The sequence below is a fragment of the Algoriphagus sp. UBA3586 genome (assembly GCF_002376385.1).
Lineage (GTDB): Bacteria > Bacteroidota > Bacteroidia > Cytophagales > Cyclobacteriaceae > Algoriphagus > Algoriphagus ornithinivorans.
On the sequence record NZ_DFMT01000042.1, the window covers coordinates 81990 to 106614 of the forward strand.

The 24625-nt window shown below is 40.2% G+C and carries 21 protein-coding genes and 1 pseudogene; 9 read left to right on the top strand and 13 right to left on the bottom strand.

The features are described from left to right. Positions 1–8: 8 nt before the first annotated feature. The 10 genes from B2906_RS14980 to B2906_RS15025 form a co-directional block, all read right to left on the bottom strand. Entirely contained in the window at positions 9–911 is a 903-nt protein-coding gene (locus B2906_RS14980) for an NAD-dependent epimerase/dehydratase family protein (RefSeq protein WP_219956650.1), read from the bottom strand. 22 nt (positions 912–933) lie between these two features. After that, entirely contained in the window at positions 934–1977 is a 1044-nt protein-coding gene (locus B2906_RS14985; RefSeq protein WP_219956649.1) for a serine hydrolase domain-containing protein, read from the bottom strand. Between the two features lie 76 nt (positions 1978–2053). Next, positions 2054–3181, bottom strand: a complete 1128-nt coding sequence (locus tag B2906_RS14990; protein WP_286940782.1) for a DUF4221 family protein — start codon at positions 3179–3181, stop codon at positions 2054–2056. Positions 3182–3446: 265 nt separating this feature from the next. Then, the gene (locus tag B2906_RS14995) at positions 3447–3794 is read right to left on the bottom strand and encodes a hypothetical protein (protein WP_286940792.1); all 348 of its coding nucleotides are present in this window, start codon (positions 3792–3794) and stop codon (positions 3447–3449) included. 163 nt (positions 3795–3957) lie between these two features. Then, entirely contained in the window at positions 3958–4284 is a 327-nt protein-coding gene (locus tag B2906_RS15000) for a hypothetical protein (RefSeq protein ID WP_219956646.1), read from the bottom strand. A 75-nt stretch (positions 4285–4359) separates the two neighbouring features. Beyond that, positions 4360–5631 (bottom strand): NDP-hexose 2,3-dehydratase family protein, encoded by a 1272-nt coding sequence (locus tag B2906_RS15005; protein ID WP_219956645.1) that lies wholly within the window; start codon positions 5629–5631, stop codon positions 4360–4362. Continuing rightward, on the bottom strand, positions 5594–6565 hold the full coding sequence (locus tag B2906_RS15010; RefSeq protein ID WP_286940811.1) for a glycosyltransferase 61 family protein: 972 nt from the start codon (positions 6563–6565) through the stop codon (positions 5594–5596). Before B2906_RS15010 ends, B2906_RS15005 begins: the two co-directional genes overlap by 38 nt. Further along, on the bottom strand, positions 6562–9702 hold the full coding sequence (locus B2906_RS15015) for a WD40/YVTN/BNR-like repeat-containing protein (protein WP_286940813.1): 3141 nt from the start codon (positions 9700–9702) through the stop codon (positions 6562–6564). The genes B2906_RS15010 and B2906_RS15015 overlap by 4 nt, the downstream gene beginning before the upstream one ends. A gap of 731 nt (positions 9703–10433) precedes the next feature. Next, positions 10434–11840 carry a DUF6600 domain-containing protein gene (locus tag B2906_RS15020; RefSeq protein ID WP_286940822.1) on the bottom strand — a complete coding sequence of 469 codons (1407 nt, stop codon included), beginning with the start codon at positions 11838–11840 and terminating at the stop codon, positions 10434–10436. 361 nt (positions 11841–12201) lie between these two features. Continuing rightward, positions 12202–13203: a Gfo/Idh/MocA family protein gene (locus B2906_RS15025; protein WP_286940826.1), complete on the bottom strand. Its 1002-nt coding sequence runs from the start codon at positions 13201–13203 to the stop codon at positions 12202–12204. A gap of 51 nt (positions 13204–13254) precedes the next feature. On the opposite strand from B2906_RS15025, the gene B2906_RS15030 reads away from it, so the two are divergent. Together B2906_RS15030 and B2906_RS15035 are read left to right on the top strand one after the other, a co-directional pair. Further along, on the top strand, positions 13255–14868 hold the full coding sequence (locus B2906_RS15030; RefSeq protein WP_286940837.1) for an RHS repeat-associated core domain-containing protein: 1614 nt from the start codon (positions 13255–13257) through the stop codon (positions 14866–14868). Beyond that, entirely contained in the window at positions 14868–15287 is a 420-nt protein-coding gene (locus B2906_RS15035; RefSeq protein WP_219958106.1) for a DUF6896 domain-containing protein, read from the top strand. Before B2906_RS15030 ends, B2906_RS15035 begins: the two co-directional genes overlap by 1 nt. A gap of 31 nt (positions 15288–15318) precedes the next feature. Here the strand turns inward: B2906_RS15035 and B2906_RS15040 are convergent, their stop codons facing one another. Beyond that, positions 15319–15546 (bottom strand): transcriptional regulator, encoded by a 228-nt coding sequence (locus tag B2906_RS15040; protein WP_255590496.1) that lies wholly within the window; start codon positions 15544–15546, stop codon positions 15319–15321. Between the two features lie 107 nt (positions 15547–15653). On the opposite strand from B2906_RS15040, the gene B2906_RS15045 reads away from it, so the two are divergent. The 4 genes and pseudogenes from B2906_RS15045 to B2906_RS15060 all read left to right on the top strand — a co-directional run bounded on the left by B2906_RS15045 (position 15654) and on the right by B2906_RS15060 (position 18034). Further along, a complete protein-coding gene (locus B2906_RS15045; protein ID WP_219956607.1) occupies positions 15654–16199 on the top strand; it encodes an REP-associated tyrosine transposase in 546 nt (181 codons plus the stop codon). A 146-nt stretch (positions 16200–16345) separates the two neighbouring features. Then, on the top strand, positions 16346–16726 hold the full coding sequence (locus B2906_RS15050) for a hypothetical protein (RefSeq protein WP_286940876.1): 381 nt from the start codon (positions 16346–16348) through the stop codon (positions 16724–16726). 22 nt (positions 16727–16748) lie between these two features. Then, positions 16749–17579, top strand: a pseudogene (locus B2906_RS15055) (RHS repeat domain-containing protein); the annotation flags it as partial. Between the two features lie 2 nt (positions 17580–17581). Further along, a complete protein-coding gene (locus tag B2906_RS15060; RefSeq protein ID WP_219956616.1) occupies positions 17582–18034 on the top strand; it encodes a hypothetical protein in 453 nt (150 codons plus the stop codon). A gap of 40 nt (positions 18035–18074) precedes the next feature. Here the strand turns inward: B2906_RS15060 and B2906_RS15065 are convergent, their stop codons facing one another. Continuing rightward, positions 18075–18443: a helix-turn-helix domain-containing protein gene (locus B2906_RS15065; RefSeq protein WP_219956615.1), complete on the bottom strand. Its 369-nt coding sequence runs from the start codon at positions 18441–18443 to the stop codon at positions 18075–18077. A 140-nt stretch (positions 18444–18583) separates the two neighbouring features. Here B2906_RS15065 and B2906_RS15070 point away from each other — a divergent pair, with 140 nt between their 5' ends. From B2906_RS15070 to B2906_RS15080, 3 genes are all read left to right on the top strand, one after another. Next, complete coding sequence (locus tag B2906_RS15070) at positions 18584–21223, top strand: CHC2 zinc finger domain-containing protein (protein WP_286940885.1); 2640 nt, start codon at positions 18584–18586, stop codon at positions 21221–21223. Between the two features lie 121 nt (positions 21224–21344). Further along, on the top strand, positions 21345–22286 hold the full coding sequence (locus tag B2906_RS15075; protein ID WP_286940903.1) for a tyrosine-type recombinase/integrase: 942 nt from the start codon (positions 21345–21347) through the stop codon (positions 22284–22286). Further along, on the top strand, positions 22283–23155 hold the full coding sequence (locus tag B2906_RS15080; protein ID WP_219956612.1) for a tyrosine-type recombinase/integrase: 873 nt from the start codon (positions 22283–22285) through the stop codon (positions 23153–23155). The genes B2906_RS15075 and B2906_RS15080 overlap by 4 nt, the downstream gene beginning before the upstream one ends. Positions 23156–24123: 968 nt before the next feature. Here the strand turns inward: B2906_RS15080 and B2906_RS15085 are convergent. Next, positions 24124–24336 (bottom strand): hypothetical protein, encoded by a 213-nt coding sequence (locus B2906_RS15085; protein ID WP_219956611.1) that lies wholly within the window; start codon positions 24334–24336, stop codon positions 24124–24126. Positions 24337–24625: the final 289 nt, after the last annotated feature.

Here is a 24625-nt window from a genome sequence, read left to right on the forward strand (position 1 = left end):
TGGAGAATTTATTTCCAGTCCAGATAGTTTCTCCAGTTATGTTGCTCTTTGAAGCCTAATACTTCCTTGATTTTCTTGTTGGAAAATAAAGCCTCGTGTTCTTCCAAATCACGTTTAAGAGGAACTCCGGGGAAGAATCTTTCTGCTAATTCCTTACTTGGAATCACAGCTCCATTATGGTCATTGCCTGCGTTAAATACCTGAAAACCCAAGTTATCTTTCTGAATGCATAAGTCTACGATTTGTCCTAAATCCCTTGCATCTATGTAACAGAATGCATTTCTTCGGCGGACTTCAGGGTTTTTCAAATAGTGCGGAAAAAGCTCTTGATATTCATGAGGTTCAATAACATTTCCTATTCGCAATGCATAGATATCAAAACCTGATCTTCTCTGAAAAGCCCTTGCGGTTTTTTCATTGACCACTTTGGAAAGTCCGTAGCTATCCATGGGATTGATATCATATTCCTCATCCAATGGTAGATAATCAGGATCTGTTTTACCATCCGAAAAACAAATACCATAGGTGGTTTCAGAAGAGGCAATGATGATTTTTTTGATACCTAATTTTACTGCCGCCTCGATTACATTATAAGTACCTACCGTGTTGACCCTAAAAGTTTCATTATCTGGCTTTATTAATATCCTAGGAACCGCAGCAAAATGAACCACTGCTTCAAAGGGAGGAACTCCATTTCCTGATTCTAATTCATCCAAGCCTGCATAGGAACTCATGGCATTAAACATTTGTCCGGAATCTGTGATATCAGCATGAAGATTATCTACTCCAGGTATGTTGAGCGGGGTAAGGTCTACATTCAAAACCCGATAACCTTGATTGAGGAGATATGGGATTACATGCTTTCCGGCTTTCCCGGATCCTCCGCTGAAGAGTATTCTTTTTTGGGTCATGGTTTTCAAATTTGGTATAAAATCAATCTTGTTGATTTTGCAGGATTTTAACTATCCTATTATAGATAAGTTCAGTAATTGTCCAAGTATCCCCTCCGCTGGTGTTTACGAACTGAATTATTACGGCATCTAAATTTGGGTGAAATTTGGCAATGCTGGAATATCCGGGTAAAAGGCCTGTATGCTCGTAAGCATATAAAGAAGAATAGATTTCCTTTTCCTCTGAGGAAAAAAGACTTCCATCATTCAGTATTCTCAGAAATTTTCCAACATCTTCGATAGTTGCAATCATGGAACCTCCCGGATTGGTGAAGTCATTCATCTTAATATCTGGTTCGTAGCCAACAAAATATCCACTTACTACATCATCTGAATTAACCTCTCCAAGTAGACTAAATGTATTATTAAGGCCATTTGGCTCCAATAATTCTTCTCGAATAAATTGATGATGGCTATAGCCCAATACTTGGTCAATAATTTCTCCAATCAATAAATAATTGGTATTTGAGTAGCTATATTCCTCATTTGGAGCAAACTCTGAAGGTTTATTATATACAAACTTCAAAGCTTCATCATTTGGAGGAGGATTCCCCCAAGGATAGTCAGGATGATCACTGTAATTGGGGATGCCACTTCTGTGCTGAACCAACATTCTTAAACTTATTTTGTCGGAATTTTCAATTTTTCCGGCTAGTTCAGGTAGGTAATCCTGCAAGGATTTATCCAAAGATAACTTCTCATGATGCACCAATTTCGTGACGGCAGCTGCTATGTAGAGCTTGCTGATGCTGGCTATTTTAAAGTAATCCTGTGAATGTATAGGTTCTTTTTTCTCCCGATTTCTATATCCTGCCGAGTAAATTATTGGCTCTTTTTCAGACTGATCTATATAAACCATAATTCCATCCAAACCGAAATTGAGAGCATCATCGACTTGGTCTTGGATTGTTTCCGGTAATGGAGATAACCAAAGCCAAAGGATGGTCCATGGAACAAAAAAAATCAAGGAAGCTAATCCTAATAGAGGCATTCCTATCTGAAAAATACGTTTTACAGATTTCTTCATAAGCACTGAGTGCAAGATAGAAATGATAGGTAAAAAGGGAAAATATCAAGTGAATTATACCTAATGCTTGATTTTTCTACCGATTCACCTCGATCAACTGAAATCTCATAAAATCCTCTGATAATTCAGGGTTTTCAGGATGATCGGTAGATATCCAAATTCCTTCATTGGTTCCGAAAATGTATTGCCCGTTATATTGATTTGGCTCCAAAGTGATTTCTCCAACCTTTTTATAATCAGTATCCAGAAACACCAAGCCCCATTGAGAAGCTAAAAAGGTGGCATCTGCGGTGCTTTCCGGAATGTCTTCAAATTTCGCCACCCGAACGAGCAATTCTTGTTCTGGCAAATAAAATAGATCAGTGTAGATATCTACATTGTTGATCATCTTCATTATTTCATTCATGTCCTCAAACATGTTAGACATAGAAGAGGTGGTTGGCTCCTCTGGAAATTCGGAATGAGCTGCCGAATGAGCTTGAACTTCCCCATTTTTCACTTGGTATAAGTTTCGGAAATTCAAATTGATCACTGGCTCCTGATCAGGTCCGAGTGATAGGATAGGGAAGATTGCTTTGTTTAGATTATTTCCCACAAACTCCTCAGGGAAATAACTCACTGGGGTAAATGATCCAGCTAAACTATCAAATTTGAGAAGGTTCGGTATTTTGGTCAATTCCTCCGGGCTCAAAGAAGTCCATTCGAAAACCAAAGGAAAGGCTGCAAAATAAATTCCATCATTAGCGATAGTGAAAATATTGGAAAAGAGGCTCACTCCATCTTTCTCTAAATCTCCGGTATCCATTTGAATTTTTTGAAGAATTTTACCATTTCCGTCAATTTTAAAAAGGGTGTTTGTACCGGCAGTTAAATAGATTTCATCTAGGCTTTTTGCAAAGAATCCTGCTACAAACTTTCCGATCCCATTTGGTCCCTCTTGCTCAAGCTGGATTGTCTTGATTAGTGATCCATCTGCCTTGGAGTAGATGAGAACTTGAAATGATTTATAATCAAAAAAAAGGAGATATTGATCCTCGACTGATTGAAAGGCATGATTGAAGTGCCCAACCCCAATAGGTAGGGGGAGAGTCTTGATTGTATCAGTGATGTTTAATTGGAGCTCAGATTTTGATGCTGATTTATCAGCTGAATTACATCCAAAAAGGAGAGATAAAAGTCCGGAGAATAGAATTAGTTTCTTCATAAAATATCTTTAAACTATTAAGATAATAGAAGATTTAAGAAAAATTAGAAGGTTGGCTAATTTTTTGGTTTTAAGAAGGTAGAAATATTCTGAAGATGATTTGATTACACCCTTTAAACCAGTATGTAAATAACTCGGTGAATAATTAATCTAAGGGTGCAGTAAATTTGAGTTGACTTTATCCTGAAGAAGAATTTCAATCTATTAGGCAAGTTAAATATCGCCCTTTCAAGACTTCTGATTTAAAGATGGTTATAATCCTATTTCAGTTGAAATCTATCACCTCTGCTTTTGCAGAAATGGTTTTTTCTGGCATACGGTAAGTGAAAAAAGTTTCCTCTCCTGCCTTAAGAAATGGTATCTGCATTCCTGTAATATCTTGGGTTTTTGAATATTCTAAAGTGTCAATTTCAAGAATTGCTCGATCTGCGGAATAATATGTAATCTCGAAAGAAATTGTGTTGATATCCTGTTCCATGTTGTTTTCAACTGTAAATAGGATCAAGTTTCCTTGAAATTCTTTGAACTTAACTACTATTGGATCACTGCTACAGGAATGCAATGCTGTTCCTATGAAAAAACTAATTAGGATGATTCTTAACCTTGATTTCATTACCCTTTGATTTTGATAAACAATAGGAAAGAAAATAGTTGTTTTTTACTTAAATGTCAATTTTAGCAATTGCCTAATTTATTATGTGTTAAGGATTTAATATTGATGCTGAATAATTTTTGACTTTAATATTCGGTAACCGATTAACGGGAGCTTTTATTTTTTAACTAGAAAAAAATCCCCATACAGTGACAATGAGCAGAATGATACAAAAGAATAATACTCCAACCCAGGCAGGTTGGTGGTAGCGATGTTTCCAATTATTTCTGAAAGAAGGGATAATAAAAGCCAGTCCGACGAATATCAATCCAAATACAAAAGCACCAATGCAATTTTCTAAAATGCCTATCAGTCCCTGAACTGAAAAGAACCCGTGCTCAGCAGATTCTCCTGAATACTTTCTCACGATCCTCCATCCCAGATATTCCACTAGGCTCATCACTAGAAGAGTGATAACTCCCATCCAAATAAGGTGACTCTTGTATTTCAAAGGATTTGAATTTTATGGATAAAATTAAACTCAGTATTTTAATTCTATTTCAGAACCCTTACTACTCCAAGCAGATTAATCTCCAAACGCTTTTGGTTGCAATAAATCAAGTGCTATAGAAGCGGCACAGCGCAATTGAAAACTGCAATAATTGGATTGTTTTAAGTAGAACACTAAAGAGTCAACGCTGGTCCAAATAAAATCATCTGTTAAATTGAAGTCATTGATTTCTATCAATTGATACTCGCTGTCGTTTTGAAAAAATCTTCCCCCTTCATCGCATTGAATTATTTTTCTTTTTAACCTTCCATTGGTTATTGGTTTACTAGAATTTGGATTTTCAGGACTTGACATATAGGTTGGGTAAAATGCAAACTCAGTTGAGATTCCCCATTCATGATCTTTTTTGATTAAAAATTCAATACTATCACCCATTACTCTGTAGGCTAATTGAATTAAACCTTGGCTCGGTAATTTATATAAAGGTTGAGACCAAGCTTTTACTTCTCTATTTGTTGCTGAAAAATGAAAAAATCCGATCGTCGGAAGTGCTGGGTTTAATGCACTTATTCCATTTTTAGTAGTATTCCAATTTTCCAATTGATCTACAGGAATCATTTTGTAATTCCCTAATGTGTAATTATTAGGCTGATCAATTTCAATTTTTTTTCTATCCTTTTTATCCTCCATCAATAGGCTGTCCCAGTCAAAAACAGCTAAAAGAGATCTAAGGTCTGCGTTTAAAAAATTATCTTTTAATAAGACTCCCTTAATTGCTTTTAAAGAAGCCCAAACCATATTTTCTTTGGTTTCAATTAAATCTTCGGAGAGTAGGTAGTGATGAGTTTTACTTTTTTGGAAATATTTGGAACCTAGGTCATGCTGCATGGAGTGGGTAATAAGATTACATCCAGGTACAAAACTTGTAAAATACTCAATGTAGGCAGTTGCTTTCCCGCCATGAAGTCTCAGGTAATTTGCAGGTGTACTTTGGATAGTAGGGCCAAATTGAATTACTCCGGTATTTCCAGGTTCTACACGCGCTTGAAGTAAAACGTATATTTCATTTTGTTGTCTTGAAATTATCAAACCTGTTAATGCACTTTGGGGCTGATATAGCATTAATTTTTGATCATTCAGCCCGGTAGTGGTTTCCACACCTACAACTTGAAAAAAACCTTTAGACGAGTGAGATAATGCTCCGTCTGAAAAATTCCATTGATTTTGAGATTCAAAATCAATTTCCTTCAAATCAAACTCAGACCTTTCTTTCGTTTCATTTAAAAAATCGATTAAGGATTGTTTCGAATCAACAATGGTTAGGGGTCTTTGTATTTCTCGTTCCATTTAAAATAGATTTTATTGTTTCAAAGTTTAATCTTGGCGATTTCTCCCCATGATGGGGAATTTCATAAAATTGGTGACCACAACATCTTGCCAAAATAGGCTGAGCAGCTTTGTTAATGAGTCCACTACTAGCTTGCATTATAACGGTGGAGTTGCTTGGCATCCAAAACATGTTAAATAAATCTGCTCCTCTAATTCCAATCAATGTTTTTGAGCGATAATGTGCACTTATTTGTTCCTTTAAATTGTGGTCTCCAGAGGCAAAAATAAAAGGATTATAGGCTCTTTTTTCTAATTCCTGATATAGGGAATCGATACCTTGGAGTTGTCTTCTTTCAGAACCATAACCCTTAAGCCACCTTGTTTCAATAGATTTTTTTCCTAAGGTAGAGTTGGGAGGATCAGACCTTTTTAATATCAATGTATAAGCTCCACAAGTTTCTTTATCCGGTGAATCTGCCCAATCGATTAAGCTATTTCTTATGCTCATGATTTGGGACTCGTAAGCTTTTGGGAAGGTGCCAATAAGCTCTAAATAAACATCCCATCGAGGAATAATAATAGAATCTTTTTTTTCTAGAAATTCATGGAAAATAAATAATGAAGCTTTGGTGCCTCTGAGTTTTAATTCAAGTTTCAAAAGGCGCCTTTTTAGCTTTTCTCTGTAGGACTTCCAGTACTTTTTTGAAATCTCCAATTTCTTTTCAGATAGTTGTTTCATTTCGTAGGAAAATAAACTTTCCTTCAAAAATTCTTCAAGAATTCTATCCGTCATTGGGTTGCAACTATCGATAATCAGTTTTTTATCTTTTAAGTCGTCTGAGTTTTTCTCCAGCCAAACCAAAAACGGCAAAAAGAAGCCTAACATGTAATGCCAATAATTGCCTAGATCACCGCCCTTAGTAGGATCCGCTATTATCTTGATTTCCTTCATTTCACAAACAAAACCCAAACTCCAGCTTCTTTGGCCTTTTGATTAAAGTCCTGAACAGCACTATCAATTAATCTTTCTCCCTCAGCTTTCAAAGGCTTCCACTGCTCCATCAATCTGGAATATTCTGCCTTTGTTCCTTCATTTACTTTCGGGATACTGCTCTCTCCATGGTTAAGCATAAATAGGAAGTTTGCGGTAAACTTATTTGGGAAGTTCTCCACGTCATCATAAGCGGTGGATCTTCTCTGAATCATTTCTTCATCCCAGGCTTTTAGCTCTTTGAGAAGTACCTCTCCGGCAGACTTGATTTCTTGATACTCAGCTTTTCCTTCCAATCTTTTCAATAAGGAAGCAAGCTGGTCTTGATAGTCTTTAGCGGTGTTTACCATATTATGCATAGTGCTTACCTCAGCTTCCAATTTGCTCATCCACTCATGATAAGCTTGGTAATCAGCCGCAGTAAGTTTATAGGCAGGAATATCCTTTATTTCAGCTTGGGCTTCCGAGCTCACACCCATTCCGCTCAAGCGAATGGTATACATGCCCGGAATAGCTTTGTGCCCTCGATAACTTGACTCAATATAAACTCCCGGAATTCCAGGCATTGTCGGGTGACGCATATCCCAAACAAATCGATTCAATCCTTTTCTAGTGGAAATGGTGGGTTCCAACGGTGGTCCTCCAGCCCAGCTTTTTGCATCAGGAATTCTTTTTGAAGAAATTTTCCGAACCATATTGCCTTTTGCATCCAGAATTTCCAAGGTCAGCTCAGTAGAATCTGTCACCGATTCTGGCAGAGAATAATGGATGACCATTCCATTTGCAGGATTAATTCCTTCAAAGGGATGTGTGCCGGTAAATTCCTCCAAGTTTCCTCCATTCATACTGGAATACCAGTTTCCTAAAAGTGCATTTTCAGGAGTGTAGAGTGTGGGTTGATCTACCTTTTCTTTCACTTCCCTTACCACATTCAACTCGTCTAATATCCAGAATGAACGTCCTGAGGTTGCTACAATCAAATCATCATGCGCTACTTTCAAGTCAGTGATTGGGGTTACAGGTAAATTCAACTGAAATGAAGTCCAGTTTGCTCCTCCGTCTCTGGAAATGTAAACCCCTTGCTCTGTACCGGCATAAAGCAGACCTTTCTTTTTGCTGTCTTCTCGAACTACTCGTGTGAATGCTCCATATGGAATTCCTTTGGAAATATTGGTCCAGGTCTTTCCGTAATCTGTGGTTTTATAAATCGCCGGAGTGTAATCATTGAATTTATAGCGGGTAGTGGCGATATAGGCCGTAGCAGGATCATGGGGAGACACTTCAATAGCATTGATCAAAGTCTCCTGCAATCCCTTTGGAGTTACATTGATCCAAGTTTTTGCGCCATCTCTAGTAAGGTGCACCAGTCCGTCATCGCTTCCTGTCCAGATTACTCCAGCTTCATGTGGGCTTTCCATGACATAGGCAATCGTGCCATAATTTTCAGCTCCCACAGCTTCATTGGTATAGGGCACTCCCGGAGTGCCTTGCTTTTCCTTTTCATTCCTCGTCAAATCGGGAGATACTTCTGTCCAAGTTTGTCCCATATCCTGGGTCTTCAACAAGATCTGAGAAGCATGGTAAAAAGTATTGGGTTCATGCTGAGACCAGATAATAGGTGCGTTCCAATTGAAGCGGTATTTCATGTCTTTGGCATCCATCCCCAAGTATTGGATGGGAGCCGCCATGATATTGGTTGATCCTTGGGTTTCCATGTCCAAAACCTCGATAGTTCCCTGATAGCTTCCTCCTAATACATAGCGGGGATTATCCGGGTCGAAGGCTAAAAATGCGGATTCACCTCCTGCCGAATAGTTCCAGTTTTCACGCGAAATTCCACTTCTCCCCAAAGCCATACTGGAAATCACAACAGAAGTATTGTCCTGTTGACCTCCGTAAATTCTGTAAGGGAATTGATTGTCGGTATTGATCCTGTAAAACTGGGAGGTTGGCATATTATCTTGAGTGGACCAGGTTTTTCCTCCATCGAAGGAAATAGAACCTCCTCCATCATCAGCCAAAATCATGTTTTTGGAATTTTTGGGATTGAACCATAAATCATGGTAGTCTCCATGAGCCCCGTCTACTGCCTCAAAGCTTTTACCCCCATCGTAGGACATGAGCATGGGAGCACTTTGCACCCAAACCGTATTTTCATCATTGGGATCTGCGAAAACTTCAATGTAATACCAAGCGCGTTGCGTTAAACGATTGTCCTTATTGACCAGCTCCCAGCTTTCACCTGCATTATTGGAAACAAACAGCCCACCTAAGTCTTTGTAGGTGTCACTTTCAACCAAAGCATACACTTTATTGGAATTGGCTCTGGAAACAGAAACAGCCATTTTACCTTTTTCCTTTGGTAATCCATTTTCAATTTTTTTCCAGGTTTTTCCCGCATCTGTAGATTTATACATGCCTGAACCCGGTCCGCCTGAAATCACCTGCCAAGGTTTGCGTTGGTGCTCCCACATGGCGGCATAAAGCACCTCCGGGGTATTCATGTCCATGGAAAGTTCCACCGCTCCGGTTTTAGTATCTACAAAAAGTACTTTTTCCCAAGTCTCTCCGCCATTGACAGATTTATAAACCCCTCTCTCAGGGTTTGGTGCATTCAAAGCACCCTGAGCTGCCGCATAGACGATGTCTGGATTGCTTGGGTGAATTTGAATTCTGGAGATATGTTCTGTCTTTTCCAGTCCGAGTTTTTTCCAGGTTTTTCCGGCATCCGTGGATTTATATACTCCATCACCGTAAGAAGTCATGACTCCTCTGGGTGCATGTTCGCCCATTCCTACATAGACGATATTGGGATTGGATTCTGAAACGGCAATGGCTCCAACAGATCCTGTTGAAAAGTATCCGTCAGAAATATTGACCCAATGCTGACCAGCATCACTGGTTTTCCAGACACCACCACCCGTGGTTCCGAAATAATAGGTCAATGGATCACCGACTACCCCAGTGGCAGTAACTGAACGGCCACCCCGAAAAGGCCCTATATTTCGGTATTTGATGGGGATGGAAGAATCATAAATGCTTTGTGCAGGGCTTTCAAAAACTAAAAAGATCAATAAAACAAATAGATATTTTTTCATATTGGAATTGGTGGATTCAATCCAAAAGATAGAAAAAATATAGCTTTTCTAGTCTGTTGAAATAAAAGAGGCTATGGTAAGCCACATTTTTTTAGTGTTGGTCTTAAGGTTTCTTCGGAATTTCAAATTGAGAAATGACAATAATAGGGCTTAAAAGCAAGACTTTTGGTATTAATATAAGGTTGAAAAAACCATTTTGAAATTTAGTTAATAGAGAATTTGACTACTTGACGATGCTTCAGCAAGAGATTAACAATGACAGATTTAATGAAATTTCAAAAAATGTGAAATACTCCTAATTAGACTTTTTATACTTAGTATAGTGTTGCTAAAATGAGCATATCCTGCTTCAAATGAGTGTTTTGCTTTTTTCCTCTTTATTCTTTTGCCTTGAAGCAAAAGAATCAAAAATTCAAGACGCAGCAAAGCTCCAACAGCACAAGGCCGGACGCTGGCCCGCTGCTGCGTCAGCCCACCCGCCCTATTAAATTAAGTTTTGTGCTCCAAAAATGGTTTATACATGGGGAATGATCAGGCATATGCTATTGTTAAATGGCCCTTTCAGATACTTTTATACCCTCGAAGAATATTTATGACATCTTGATAGCAATCAATTCTTAGCATAATAAACGAAGTCGAAACCTATTCCTAAATATGGAAAACATTTCGACTTCGCTCAATTCAACAAATTAACCTTATGAGGCGGGCTCAATAACTTTATTCACTCTCTCTCAATTATTCCTAGAATTTCCTCTAGATGAACTTCCTCTTGTACTTCCTGAAGAAGATCTGTTGGAGGAAGACCTGGACTCTACTTTTGCTCCTGTACTTTTTGTATTGGAGCTAGGTCTTTGAACCCTTGAACCGGCAGGACTTGAGCTGCTTCTACTTGGAGCGCTTGAGCGTGTATTCACTTGCGGAGTACTTCTTCTCGAGGCATCAGGCCTTACTGACTCTTGTCTGCTAGGTGCTGGTTGAGTTCTCACATTGGATTGTCTACTAGGCTGAGTTCTGACATCAGACTGTCTGCTAGGTGCTGAAGGCCTTCTGACATCTGCCTCTCTAGAAGTATTTGGAGAATTACGAACTTCACCTTGTCTCGAAGGAGCAGGGGAGCTGCCTCTTCTATTTTCTTGATAAGGTCTCATCTCGAAGTTTGCATCTCTACCTCTGCTCGGCTCGGCAGTTCTTACCCTGCTATCATTCGAGCTTCTAGAAGGGCTACTTTCATAGCGGGAGTTTTGTCCTCCTCTAGAAGGGTAGGCAGATCTCTCATCTGATCGTATTTCTGAATTTCTTCCACCTGCATTTGCCGTACCTGCGCTTCTGGTGCTTCTCACCTGATCAGGACTTGATACTCTGGAGGGTCTTGCGTCCACAGTTCTGCCTCTTGAAGAAGCTTGCAGATCAGGCCTGTAGATATCTACTGAATTTCTGGATACAGAAGCTCTTCCTGGGTTACTGCTTTGTCTTACCTGATATACTGGAACTGTTCTTCTGATAGTTCTCTCTACCTCTCTTCTGCTAGGACCTGTGATATAGGTATTGTTATTATAAATTACCGTGTTATTGATGATTTTGGTTCGGTTGATAATCTTAACCCTATGATTGTATGGCGCATAGTATCGGTAAGAATATCTGTCATAAATCCTGTTGCAAGGCAAGAAAACCCAATGATAAGTAGGAATGTTGATCCTTACATTGACAGAAAAAGCCGGGCCTAATGGAGCCCAACCATAATAACCACCCCCACTTCTCCAACTTACCCAGGCCGGTCCCCAATCATAACCCGGTATCCAAGCCCAGCTTTGGAAGTAGTCATCGAAGTACCACCTTCCATAGTGAAATGGTGCCCAGCCCCAATCATAATAAGACACCCAGGTATTGCCATATTCAGTCATCACCCAATGGCCGTTGGTTCGGTAAGGATGAAAATCTCCCTGAACAGCAGGCAACCAAATGTATCCATGTCGAGCGTCTTTGATCCAGTCTCCATAAGGCTGTAATTCATCATAGAATACCTGAAATGAAACTCCATTCCAATCTTCTGCTTTGGAAGGTTGAGTGAATAAGATCCCTAAGAATACTATTCCAGCGAGTATGGACCGGTGCCAGTAATTTGAGAGTAGCTTTTTCATTTGTTTGTGGTTTAAAGTGGGAAATCTGGATGTTCCGGCTGGTTGGTTTTAATTTATAGATGCATCTTTCTCTGTAAAGGTTGCATTCTAATAGAAACTAAAATCAAGCCAATCTTTCGAACTTTCATGAAAATCCAAATGGTTTAATGGTATTATCGTAAAAAATTAATAGAAGGTTCGATGTTAATATTTCATTTTAATCAAAAATACTTTTAAAAAATATATACTTATTTAAAAAAATTAATTAATGATTATTTTTAGGAATAAAAGTTTTTCCAAAGCAAATAAGCTTCCTATAAAAACTAGCCTGAAAATGGGCATTTTATCAGAAATTGAGATTGATAGAAAAAATTGAAATTTTTTAGATTTTTTTTGAAGTCAACTGATCCATTGCCCAGTTTGCTTTGGAAGCGGTAATTCCTGTGCTTGGGCAGCTGCCTTTTCCAAGTAATTGCGATACAATGCTTTCTATAAGAGGTTGCTGAATATGCTTGGGTAGATCTACTTGATAGTGGTAAGGTTCTTTCCCGTCTTTAAAAACTGTGAACTCTCCTTTACCAAAGGTTTCCACTTTGATTTGACCTTTGCTTCCGTCTATGACGATTTCATCCTTTTCCGCTGACTTGGAACTGGTGAAGCACCAGTTTCCGGTTCCCAAAACTCCGTTTTCAAAGGCAAAAGACCCGACAACAATATCCTCAGCTTCATAGGCTTGCGCTTGGTTGCTACAAAGCCCATTGGCAAAAATGATATCTCCAAAAAAGAAAGCCAGCAGGTCCAATTGATGGGAAGCCAAATCAAAGAAGTAGCCACCTCCTGATATTTCCGGTTGAATTCTCCAGTTGTTTTCCAACTGAGCAATAATTTCAGGCTCAACCACCTGTTTCATATTGATATGAACAGTGCGTATATCTCCAATATGTTCTTCATTTAGTAACTCTTTGATTTTGACAAAATGAGGGAGCGCTCTTCGATAATAGGCAACAAATAAAGGCACCTCATGCTTTTCACATACCTGGATCATTTCCAGACATTCTGCATAATTTCTGGCCATGGGTTTTTCCACATACACCGGTTTTCCGGCCTCTGCAGCCAATTTGCATAGTTCCAGGTGTACATGTGGAGGTGTCGCTATGTAGACTGCATTGACTTTGGGATCATGAATCAGTTGTTGCGCATCCGTATACCAAGTATCTATTTCATGTCTTTGGGCATAATCCTTCACTTTTTCTTCTGATCTGCGCATGACAGCTACTATCTTGCTATTTGGGATTTTGTCCATGGCAGGAGCTGATTTGACCTCACATACATCTCCAACTCCGATAATTCCCCAGCGAACTTCCGAATGATTAAACTTCTTCATGCTTAAAAATAGGGGTAGAAAAGGCTATTTAAAAATCAAAAAGCGTTTGGGTTGTTTTATTTAAAGGCCACCTCGGCAATCTACGACGGCCAAGTCGTCCGTCAGGTAATACGTGCACCTTTTACACTGGCTTTTCGGGCCACGATGGAGGAAGAATACGCTCAAGAAGAAGAGCAACTTTTTGAACAGCTTCCGGAAACAAGGATACTCGACCACCGTCATAACAATACTGCGGGTGGAAACCGAGTGGCTTGGCTGAATGCCGAAAGGGGAAAAATGCTTGGTCCATCAAGAACGCAGGAGGTACAGGAAGGAGATAGCTTGACGCTTGAAGTGGATGTGATTTTCGACAAAAAGAGAAAGGGCATATTGCATCCTTCTGCACTGATCAAAAGTGGAAGTCAAACATTATGGAAAGATCGCTTGCTGGAAGGGGTACAAAACCTTAACTTTTCTCCTGAGATCAATCCGATGTTGATCTATGAGTTTACCCGATTGCTATTGGCAGAGATTGAATCCAAAAAGACCCCAGAAAGTTACCTGATGTATGCGCTATATGATCAGGACAGTGTGCTATATGATCGGGGCAAGGTCTTGGTCAGCAATGCCGCCGCCAATGAGCATGAGCAACTACGACAGACACTCAAGGTCAAAAAGAATGGATATCTGGAAACCTTCGTAGTCAACGAAACAGCTCAGAATATCTTTTTTGATAATCTAAAAGTGCAAAGTACAAGTCCGATCATCGTCCAGGAAAATGCCTACTATCCCTTTGGTATGACCATCGCAGGATTGGATTATAGCTATAATAATCATACGAATAGGTATCTCTATAACGGGAAGGAACTGATAGAGGATCTGAATCTTGGTCTATATGACTATGGGGCTCGGATGTACGACCCAGCAATAGGCAGGTGGATTTCTGTGGATCCTTTGGCAGAAGAACGAAGTTGGGTAAGCCCTTACAATTTTGTGCAGAATAATCCATTGAACAGGATTGACCCTGATGGGGCACTTGACAATCCGATTGTTAATTCACAGGGAGAGTTTCTGGGATATGATGAACTTGGTGCTGGTGGAGAAGCTATCGTTTATGATGGTGCATTTAAAGAAGGGATGAGCCAGGATGAAATTTTCAATAACGGAGGGCAGTTTGCAACTGATTTTTTCATAGGTAATAATTTTAATATGGGTGACGCCTTAGATTTCCAATCCAAGGCGAACCAATCTTTCAAGGACAAGAGAAATACAGAAGCATTATTAGCTACAGGAGATTTAATAGGTGATATTTCTACGGGATTGTCTTTTATGACTGGTGGAGCAGGAGGCGCAAGGGTAGCTGCAAGGAGTGGGCTTATGGCCAGGGGTGTGGGCAATCAAGCACTTACGGCCAGCCCAAGACTTTTTAAAGCAACAGAACAGACGAGTAGATCAGCGGTTAAGAGGATTGCCCAGAGTATGAGTCAGAGTGGTTGGCAAGGTGAGGCAATTCATGCATATAAATTAAAGGACGGAACATTTGCCATACTAAATGGACATCATAGGGTTCAAGCAGCTACAAGGGCAGGAATAGATGTTCAATATAAAGTATTGAATTTTACGGAAGCACAGTCGCTATATGGCTGGAAATCAGAAGCTGAAATTATAATGTCAATTATTAGATAATGAGTCAGGAGAGCTTAATAGAACTCATCAAGGAGTATTTACAAGATGTTGATATCTTTATGTCTTTACTCCGAAAGAAGATTGGGGACAATCATCCCCTTGCATCTGCCAGACATGGTTTGATTCCGAAAGAGGGTTTATTAGAGGGGATTAAGTATAATTTTCATGGTAAGGGGTGTAGGTTTGAGAAATCGGGCAGGACTGTAGAGTTTGACTTTGGTAGTGGCTTAAATCATGAAGGTTTTGATTTATGGAGGTTGGGCATTTATGCGCATAGTAGGGAAAGTGACTTCCCTCAATATCAAGATCAGAAGGTACTTAGTGATGATTTCAATTCAGCAATTCGGGAAGGGTTGATTTTTAAAAGTAAGGATGAGTTAGATTCTAATTTTTATTTGATACCCAATTTCAAAAAATAATTTAAAGCTCTGGGTCTCTAGAGCTTTTAAATTATAATGCAGCTACATTTTTCTGAAAGAAGTCTTTGAACTTCTTTTTGGTCAGGAAAGTATCGATCATTTTGAAGACCATATTTTTTTCTTCGGGTTCGAGTTCAGCAATAAGTTTTACCTGTTCCATCAGGCTTTTATCTTCAATGGTCACTTCATCGGGGATGTTGCCGTCAAAGTTGATCAGCTCATCAATGGTCATTCCGAAATATCTGGCGATTTTGTTCACCCCCTCTGGGTGTAGAAGGTGCTTGATTGGGGCTAGGTGTAGTTTGTAACTACACCTTTCTATACAAAAAAAATTTGTAATTTGCTGATATCGAAAAACATTGTTTTATGGGAGAGGCCTATCAGATAAGAGATCAAGAAATGCCCTATTTCCTTACTTTTCAGGTTGTAGGTTGGGCGGATGTTTTTACCAGAAAAGTATATCGTGATTTTATTTTGGAGAACCTATCATATTGTCGGTTGGAAAAGGGATTGTACTTGTATGGTTTTGTGATTATGAGCAATCATGTTCATTTAGTGGTTCAGCAAAAGGATGGGAAGCTTTCGGATTGGGTGCGGGATTTTAAAAAGTTCACCAGTAAAAAGCTATTGAAAATGATCCTTGAGAATCCGCAGGAAAGCAGGAGAGAATGGATGAAGATGATTTTTGAGTACCATGCTGAGTTTAATAAACGATCAGGCGATTTTCAGTTTTGGACCCATGACAATCATGCGATAGAACTGTATCGGCCTGAAATGATTGAGACTAGGATGAAGTATATTCATGAGAATCCAGTTAGGGCAGGAATTGTCGAAAAGGAGGAAGAATATTTATACTCGAGTGCTAGGAATTATTCTGGTTTGAAGGGTTTGATTGAAGTGGATTATTGGTAAATAAAGTAACTAAGCCAATTGCAAATTGGTAAGGATATTAGGGTGAAGTTGCAAACTTCACCCAGTCCTAACGATGATTTTACTACACCCAGTGGAGACATCCAGTGCGGGAGCGGCTTCTTACACGGTAAAAAAAGTCAAAGAAGATGAAAATAAGTAAAATATCAGGTGATAGGTTGAGGATTAGAAATCTGGCATCTTACATAGTGGTCGTAGTTTTGATAATTGTAGCCTCTGAAAAGTATGGATATGGGCCAGTTTTAAAAGGATTGGGCATATTTATTGGAATAGTGTTGTTTAACTTGGCTGTAGTTAGGTCTTATCAGGAAATTACGTTCTTTTTTAAAACAAAATCTTGGGGGATTTCATCTCTTGTTACTATACTTTTGATATTATTTGTAGTTGGTATCCCTTTTGTTTTTGTTACTTTTTTAAATAGCACATTTGTTATATTGGGATCTGTGCTTAGTGCCTGTGTATTAGGTATCTTACTAATATATGATATAGGAAGGAGGACGTTAGGTTAATGGGTAAGCGAACAAGTATCTCTATAACGGGAAGGAACTGATAGAGGATCTGAACCTTAACCTATACGACTACGGAGCTAGGATGTATGATGCGACTATTGGGAGATGGGGTGTTGTTGACCCCTTGGCAGCACAGTTCCCAAGCTGGTCGCCATATAGTTTTAGCTTCAATAACCCAATTCGATTCATCGACCCAGACGGTAGGGCACCTTGGGATGTAATTATTAAAGGTTCGGAAAGTCAAGCAGCTTTTAATGAATTGCAAGCCTCAGTACAAGGACAACTTAACCTATCAATGGATGCAAATGGCAAAGTTACCTATACTCAAAGTGGTGATGGCAAACTTTCTAAAGATGCTCAACAACTTGCCAATGCAATAGACAATAGCTCAATTGTTGTAAATGTGAATGCAGAAAATACTACTACAACATCATCCGGTGATTTATACATTGGCGGTGCATTTGCCGGGAATACTGTAACAAAAGGAGAAGGCGGAAATACCGTTGTAGCGGAACAGGAAGTAAACCCAGGTGTTTTAGGGAAGATGAGCACTGCCCACGGAAAGCCTGGAGCAGATATGCTACACGAAGTTACCGAGGCTTATCAAGGCGCATTAATCTCGCAGAAGAAAGGTGTGTCATCACCGGCTTCAAATCAAAAGGGCTCAGTTTACAATAAAGCTCATCAGAAAGCGACCAGGCAGTCGGGCCCAGTATTAGAAAGGATTTATGATGCATCGGGCAATGAAATGCAAATGTTGCCGGGGAATGTTTATCCGCCAGGTGTACAACGTGCTGACTGGTATGTCAAGGATAAGAAAGGTAATAAGGTTGTCATCCAAGAATTGAAATAGTTATGAAGATACTACTGTGCATCTGTTCGGTACTGACACTTCTTTCTTGCTCAACGCCAAAAGGAATAGCTCAAGGCCAAAAGGAAGAACCAGGTTACCTGATTAAGAAAATAAAGAGCAAGAACTCCTGGCATATCATATATGCCCAAAAACAGGACAGTCTTTATAAAATAGTTGTTGGGAAAGAAGGTCTATCGAGAGACAATTGCAAAAAGATAGTTGTCGGAAAGTATTATGACCTTGAATTGAAGTCGAGAAGAGAAAATGTACCTGTAATTAATGGCGTTAAGTTAAAACCTGTAAACTATCTTGATGTTAAAAGTCCTGCATATGATAAAGAAGGGGTTGAATGTTACTCGTATGATGAAAAGACTGAGATTTGCATTGAACCAAAAAAAGGCATCTATGACCTGTATTATACGGATGACCTGAAAGGGTTATGTTATTTAAAGTAGAATATAAAATCAAAAGCCCGGACTTACCGGGTTTTTGATTTTATAGAGCGGCCACGTTCTTTTGAAAGAAGTCCTTGAACTTCTTTTTGGTCAGGAAAGTATCAATCATTTTAAATACCATATTTTTTTCTTCAGGTTCGAGTTCAGCAATCAGTTTTACCTGTTCCATCAGGCTTTTATCTTCAATGGTCACTTCATCGGGGATGTTGCCGTCAAAGTTGACCAGTTCATCAATGGTCATTCCGAAATACCTGGCGATTTTGTTCACGGCATCCAAAGACAGATCCCTGTCGCCAGCCTCTACCCTTGAATAATTGGAGCGGTGCATATTGACCAGTTCGGCAATTTGCTGTTGCGTCAGTCCTTTTTCTTCCCGGATGCTCTTTATAGTCTTACCAATGTGCTTCATTGCTGTTCTTTTCTTGCAAAGTTATCAAAAACGCACTAATAACGCCAGTATGATATAAATTGATACACTTACTGTTGTCTAAATGATACTTTATTGATACTTTTGCCCTGTATCAAAAAAACACACATAAATTTTTGACTATGGAGATACAGGAAATCAAACAGCGGCTCACCCTTGCAATGCTCCTGCAGCATTACGGGCTGAAAGCCGACAAGCAGAACCGTTTAAAGTGCCCGTTCCACAACGACAAAACCCCGAGCCTGCAACTGTACTACAAAACCCAGACGGCCTATTGCTTCTCCACCAACTGCAATACCCACGGCAAGGCCATTGATGTAATCGACTTCATAATGTACTACGAGAAATGCAGCAAGCACGAAGCAATCAAGAAAGCGGAAAGCATCATCAACCCAACGACACAAGCCCCGCCCATCAGCAAGCAGGCGAACGAGAAAGCAATGTTTTTGGAGCGGATGTTTACCTACTTCAAAAATGCGGTGCATAACTCCAAACCGGCCCGGGAATACATAGAGAGCCGTAACCTTGACCATAAGCAACTCGAAATCGGTTACAATGCCGGGCAGTTCCACCACGGGGCAAGGAAAGATGAAAGCCTGATAAACGACTGTCTGAAATATGGGATATTGTTGGACTTGGGGCTGAAATCGAGAACAGGCGAAACCGCATACAAGCCTTTTGGTAAATGGTGCATTGTCTTTGCCCTAAGAAACCCAAACCACGAAATCACAGGGCTATACTTTAGAAGCACATTAAGCGACAAGGAGCAACGGCATTTTTATCTGCGGGACAGGAGCGGACTTTATCCAAGCTATCCCAAAGCGGACACCCAAAAACTGATATTGACCGAAAGCATCATTGATGCAGCCAGTTTGTTACAACAGGAAGAAATCAAAAGTAAGTATGAAATAGTAAGCCTGTACGGAACCAATGGGCTTACAGAAGAACACCAAACAGCCATCCGAAAGCTGAAACACCTAACGGAAATCATCTTCTTTTTGAATGGAGACGAACCGGGAAACAAGGCAGTGGCCAAGTATGGCCCAATGCTCAAAGCAGAATATCCCAACTTGAAAATAACCAGTGCAGCCGTTCCGGAGAATGAAGATGTAAACAGCCTTTTGCAAGGCCACAGCCCTGAAATCTTGACCCATTTAATAGAAACAAGAAAGGAAGTTGATTTTATTCTTTCATCTGAAGAATCCCCGAAGGGAACGGAAATAACTCAATTGTTATCAGATGAAAAAGAAAAATCAGAACAACCCAAAGCACCGATAAACGGACTTGATACCACGAACCCTTACAACCTCAAATACAAAGGCAATGAAGCCGCTTACCAAATCAAAGGCTTTAGGACAGACCAACCCGACAGCCTGAAAATCACGATACAGACCATAGCAGAAGCAAGCAGCATTACATTAAAACTCGACCTGTACGAATACAAGCAAGTAGAAAGCTCCTGCAAACTCATAGCGGGAAAATTAGGACTGCGGAAAGACGCCATAGAAGCCGATTTAATGCAACTCACAAGCCTTTTAGAACAGTACAGAGATAAACAACAGTTCAAAGCCAACGGAAGGCAGGAAAGCAAAATACAAGTGCCGGCAGCCACGGCCACAAAATGTATCGGGTTCCTGAAAGCTGAAAAACTCGTGCAACGAATAAACAAACTCATTGGGAAAGCAGGGATAACAGGAGAAGAAACCAACCGTATTTTACTGTTTGTAATCGCAAGCTCTTACAAAATGCCCGACACCCTGCACGCATTGATACAGGGCAGTTCAGGAAGCGGAAAGACCAGGCTGTTAAAAATCATCAGCTACCTGATGCCTGATGAAGATGTAAAGAGGTACACAAGGGTTACGGACAACAGTTTTTACAACCAGGACGAATATTTTTTTGTAAACAAGCTGATATGCTTCGAGGATCTGGACGGGCTGAAAGAAGATGCACAGCTTGCCGTAAGGGAATTACAGAGCAACGATATACTAAGGACATCCACCAGTATTAAAGATGCAAGCGGAAAAATAAGCGGTGGGGAAAGAACCGTAAGGGGTCCGATAGCCAGTTTAGCCTGTACCACCAAAGGAGAAATTTATGAAGACAACATCAGCCGTAGTTTTTTGATTGCGGTGGATGAAAGCAAAGAACAGACCCTAAGGGTCATTCATTATCAAAACCACTTAGCAGCAGGTTTGGTTGACAAAGAAGAACAAAAAAGGGTGACGACCTTCGTCCAGAACTGCATCCGCTTACTCAAGCCCTATGAAGTCATTAACCCTTACGCCAACAAAATACAATTACCCGAATCAGCCCACAAGATTAGACGCTTAAACGAACTCTATCAAAGCTTTGTAAAGCAAATCACCTTACTCAACCAATACCAGAGAAAACAGGACAAACAAGGGCGGTTAATCACTGAAACCGAAGACCTGCAGACCGCTTGTGAAATCCTCTTTGAAAGTATCGTGCTGAAAGTAGATGAATTAGACGGCTCACTAAGGCAGTTTTTTGAACGCTTAAAATCCCACTTGAAGGACAAAGAACAGGAATTTACCCAACGGGAAATCAGGCAAATGCTCAACATCAGCAAAGCCCAGTGCAGCCGATTTTTTAACCACCTGCAGGAGATGGAATACATCACGGCCAAGTACTCGGGAAACCAACGGAAAGTGTGCTACAAAGTGGATTATTGGGACAACTACGCCAAAGTAAGAACACAGATAAAGGATGATTTAATGAACCAAATCGCAGGACTATAAACCAAGAAAGGAACAATACGGAACAATAATGGAACAATCTTTTTAAAGTTAAGTGCTTTTAAATCAATGTTTTTAGGTTAGAAATACCCCGATTGTTCCCTGTTCCGAAAAGTGTGTATATATGGGAAGACCTTCAAACATCATAGTGGTAAGCGAAGATTACCGGAAATTGGCAGAACAGTTCTTTACCTATCAAAAGCGGTTGGGCTATACACGCAAGAGCAACAAAGCAAGGTTCAATTACCTGAACGAGTTTTTGGAGTGGTTGGAAAGGCAAGGACTGTTGAGCATTGCCCAAATCCAAGCCCCTGAAATCAACCGTTATTACAGTTACATCAGTTCACGGCCAAGTAAAAAAGACGGAGGGGCATTGAGCCAAAAAACAACCCATAGCCATATGCGGATTATCCGGGATCTGTTTGAAATGCTTTTAAGAAGCGGACAAATACAAACGAATCCCTGCAGTACGCTCAACTTTCCTTATCCCAAAGGCAGTGAAGAAAGAACCGTATTAGACCAGGACGAAATCAAACAGCTTTACCAGGCCACAGAAACCGCACAGGAGCGGGCAATATTAAGCCTTGCCTATGGATGTGGTTTAAGGGTTGGAGAGCTTGTAAAATGCAATGTAGAAGATATAAGGCTAAGGGAAAAGATACTGATAGTGCCGGAAGGAAAAGGCAACAAAAGGCGGGTTGTACCCCTGTCAAACGGAGTAGTGAATGACCTTGCAAATTATTTTTACAACGAAAGGGACGAGCTGACCAAAGGACGGGATTATAAGCTCAATCAAAACTCCTTTATGCTTCACTCCAGGGGCGGACGGATGCGAACACACACCTACAACAAATACCTGAAAGCCATTATTGAGAGAACCGGAAATGAAGCCATCAAAGAAAAGCAGATTACCATACACAGTTTACGGCACTCGATAGCCACCCATCTTTTAGAGCAGGGAATAGCAGTAGAACAAGTCAGGATGTTTTTAGGACACTCACAGCTTGAAACAACCCAAATCTATACCCACATCAGTAAAGAACAGTTAAAAGAGTTGATAAAATGAAACTGAAAGAGTTTTTAGAAAAAGAGTACAGCAGAACCAGTATAGACGGTTACGAAAATATGATTGACCGCTACATCTTGGCAATGGGAGACAAAGCAGAGAAAGGAACTTATACGGACGTTTTGGACTATATCGGACTTTTGCGGGAACAGGGCTTACACCCCAAAACACTAAGAAACAACCTGTTTGCCATCAAAATCTACTATCGGTATTTAGTGGCCACAGGAAAGCGGAACGACCACCCGTGTAGATATTTATACCTGAAAGACCAGATAAACCGAGCCATCCAAGTAGAAAGCCTTTACCCAAAGGAAGTATTGGAAGAACTTTACGAAACCCACCAAAGCAAAAAACCGGACAATCAGAACAGGGATAAAATCATCATTAGTCTGCTCATTTACCAGGCGTTGACAGTCCTTGAAATATCCCAACTCCAAACAAGCGATATCGACCTTGAAAACGGAACCATAAAAATCAAATCCAATGTAAAGAACAAAGGCAGGACATTGAGTTTAAAACCCAATCAAATACTGTTGTTCCACAACTATTTAAAGCACGATTACAAACGCTATCAAAGGAGACAGAAACCAAGTAAACGGAAGGATTATTTTTTGCTTGGTGACGAAGGTTTACAGCTATGGGCAGGCGGGATAAACCGAATGATCAATCGGGACAGGAACGAGCTTGAAAAGTTAATCCCGTTCAAAATAAGACAGTCCGTAATTGCTCATTTGCTCAAAGAAAACAATGACGTTAGAATAGTCCAGGAGTTTGCAGGACACAGAAGGGCAGCCAGTACGGAAGCCTACAAACAAACAGGATTAGAAGAACTTAAATCAGCAATCGAAAGACTGCATCCTTTACAATGAACGGACGAAAAAAGAAGCGGTAAAAATAAATGCCCCCTTCGTTCGGGATGATTTAATGACCCACCCGCCAACGCTCAAAAGGCCATTACAGACTTGGCTTGCAGTGCCCCCGTTTTTTTCTGTCATACTTTTTGTGGCTGTGTTGCCCACGCTAACAGGCACATTATTTTTTCATTTGAAAGAGTTGATTTTTTAAAGGTCAAATGAAAAAATAAAGAGCCTGTCCCAACGCAAAACACAGCAACAAAAAGACGCTTCACTCCAACCACCACCACCGTTCCGCTTATGCCAGAAAAAAACGGGGTAAGCTATTTAACATAAAATCGCTTCCATTATGGTACAGCCGCTCAAAGCCCACCGCACAAAACCAAAGCTGTACCATAATTCATTTTATGTTCAAGGGGACAAGCCCAAATAGCCACTGCAAGCCAGCCTGTAATCAGCCTTTTGCCCACGCTCCCCACCCGAAAAAGCGGTATCCCGAAACAAAGGGGGCATTTATTTTTTGTTTGTTTTATGCCACTCCCTCCGGTCAGACAATGGCAGAGCCTCCGGCAGGTAGGAAAGTATGCCTGAGCCGAGAAAAGCCAAAGGGTTGCCACCGCTCAGAGCCGACCCGAAACCCTTTGTCTTTACACGGCATACGGCAGAAAGGCAAGAGCGATAAAGAAGTTTTAAGGAGTTGATTTTTTAAAGGTAAAAACTTCTTTACCGCACTTGCTCCACACACCCCGCCACCCTTTTAGCGGTGTTCCCTGCGGTCACGAGTTGTTAGCCCCACCAGCCGCACGAACCGACCAAAAACACAACAAAAAGAAAAGCAAAGGAAAGTTCCGGGCTGACAAAAAAGCAAGGGTATATAAACGGCTCGTTCCTCACCGCCCTTGCTTTTTTGCATCCCTACACTTGAAAGGATGGCTTTCTTTTTTTTCTGTTTTTTTCTTTGTGGAAATGTTTATTAAAGGGGGTTAAAACTTGCTTTTAAGCTCTATTACCCATTGCTCAAAATCATCCCTCTTAGTAAACTCCAAAGGCTTTTGACCTTCTTCCATAATAACCTTTACCCGGTGACCTTCATCCAGTGAAGCTCTTACTGAATCAAATGCTCCTTCTGCAGCAACAGGACTGGCTGCAAGGGTGAAAGCATCCCAAATACTCTTGTAATCAAAATTGTGTGTCATATTTTTAAACTTTATTATAAATACTATGGAAAAACAAAAAAGACAGAAATTATCTATTTTTTTTTTCAAATGAATGCCACGCAGTGAACGGAACGGCTTCAAATCCCTGGCGGGGCTTTGTTCAGATGAAAGAAAAAAGTAAGGTGAAAATTATTATCTTTGTCGTTAATGGGTTGCCTGAAACTGACATATAACCAAGCTTTTGAAACCCCGCTAAAAGTCGTGTATAGGACGGCAGCAGTGGAGCAAAAAAGCGTACAGGGGTTTTTAAGTGTTGACCCCTTGGCAG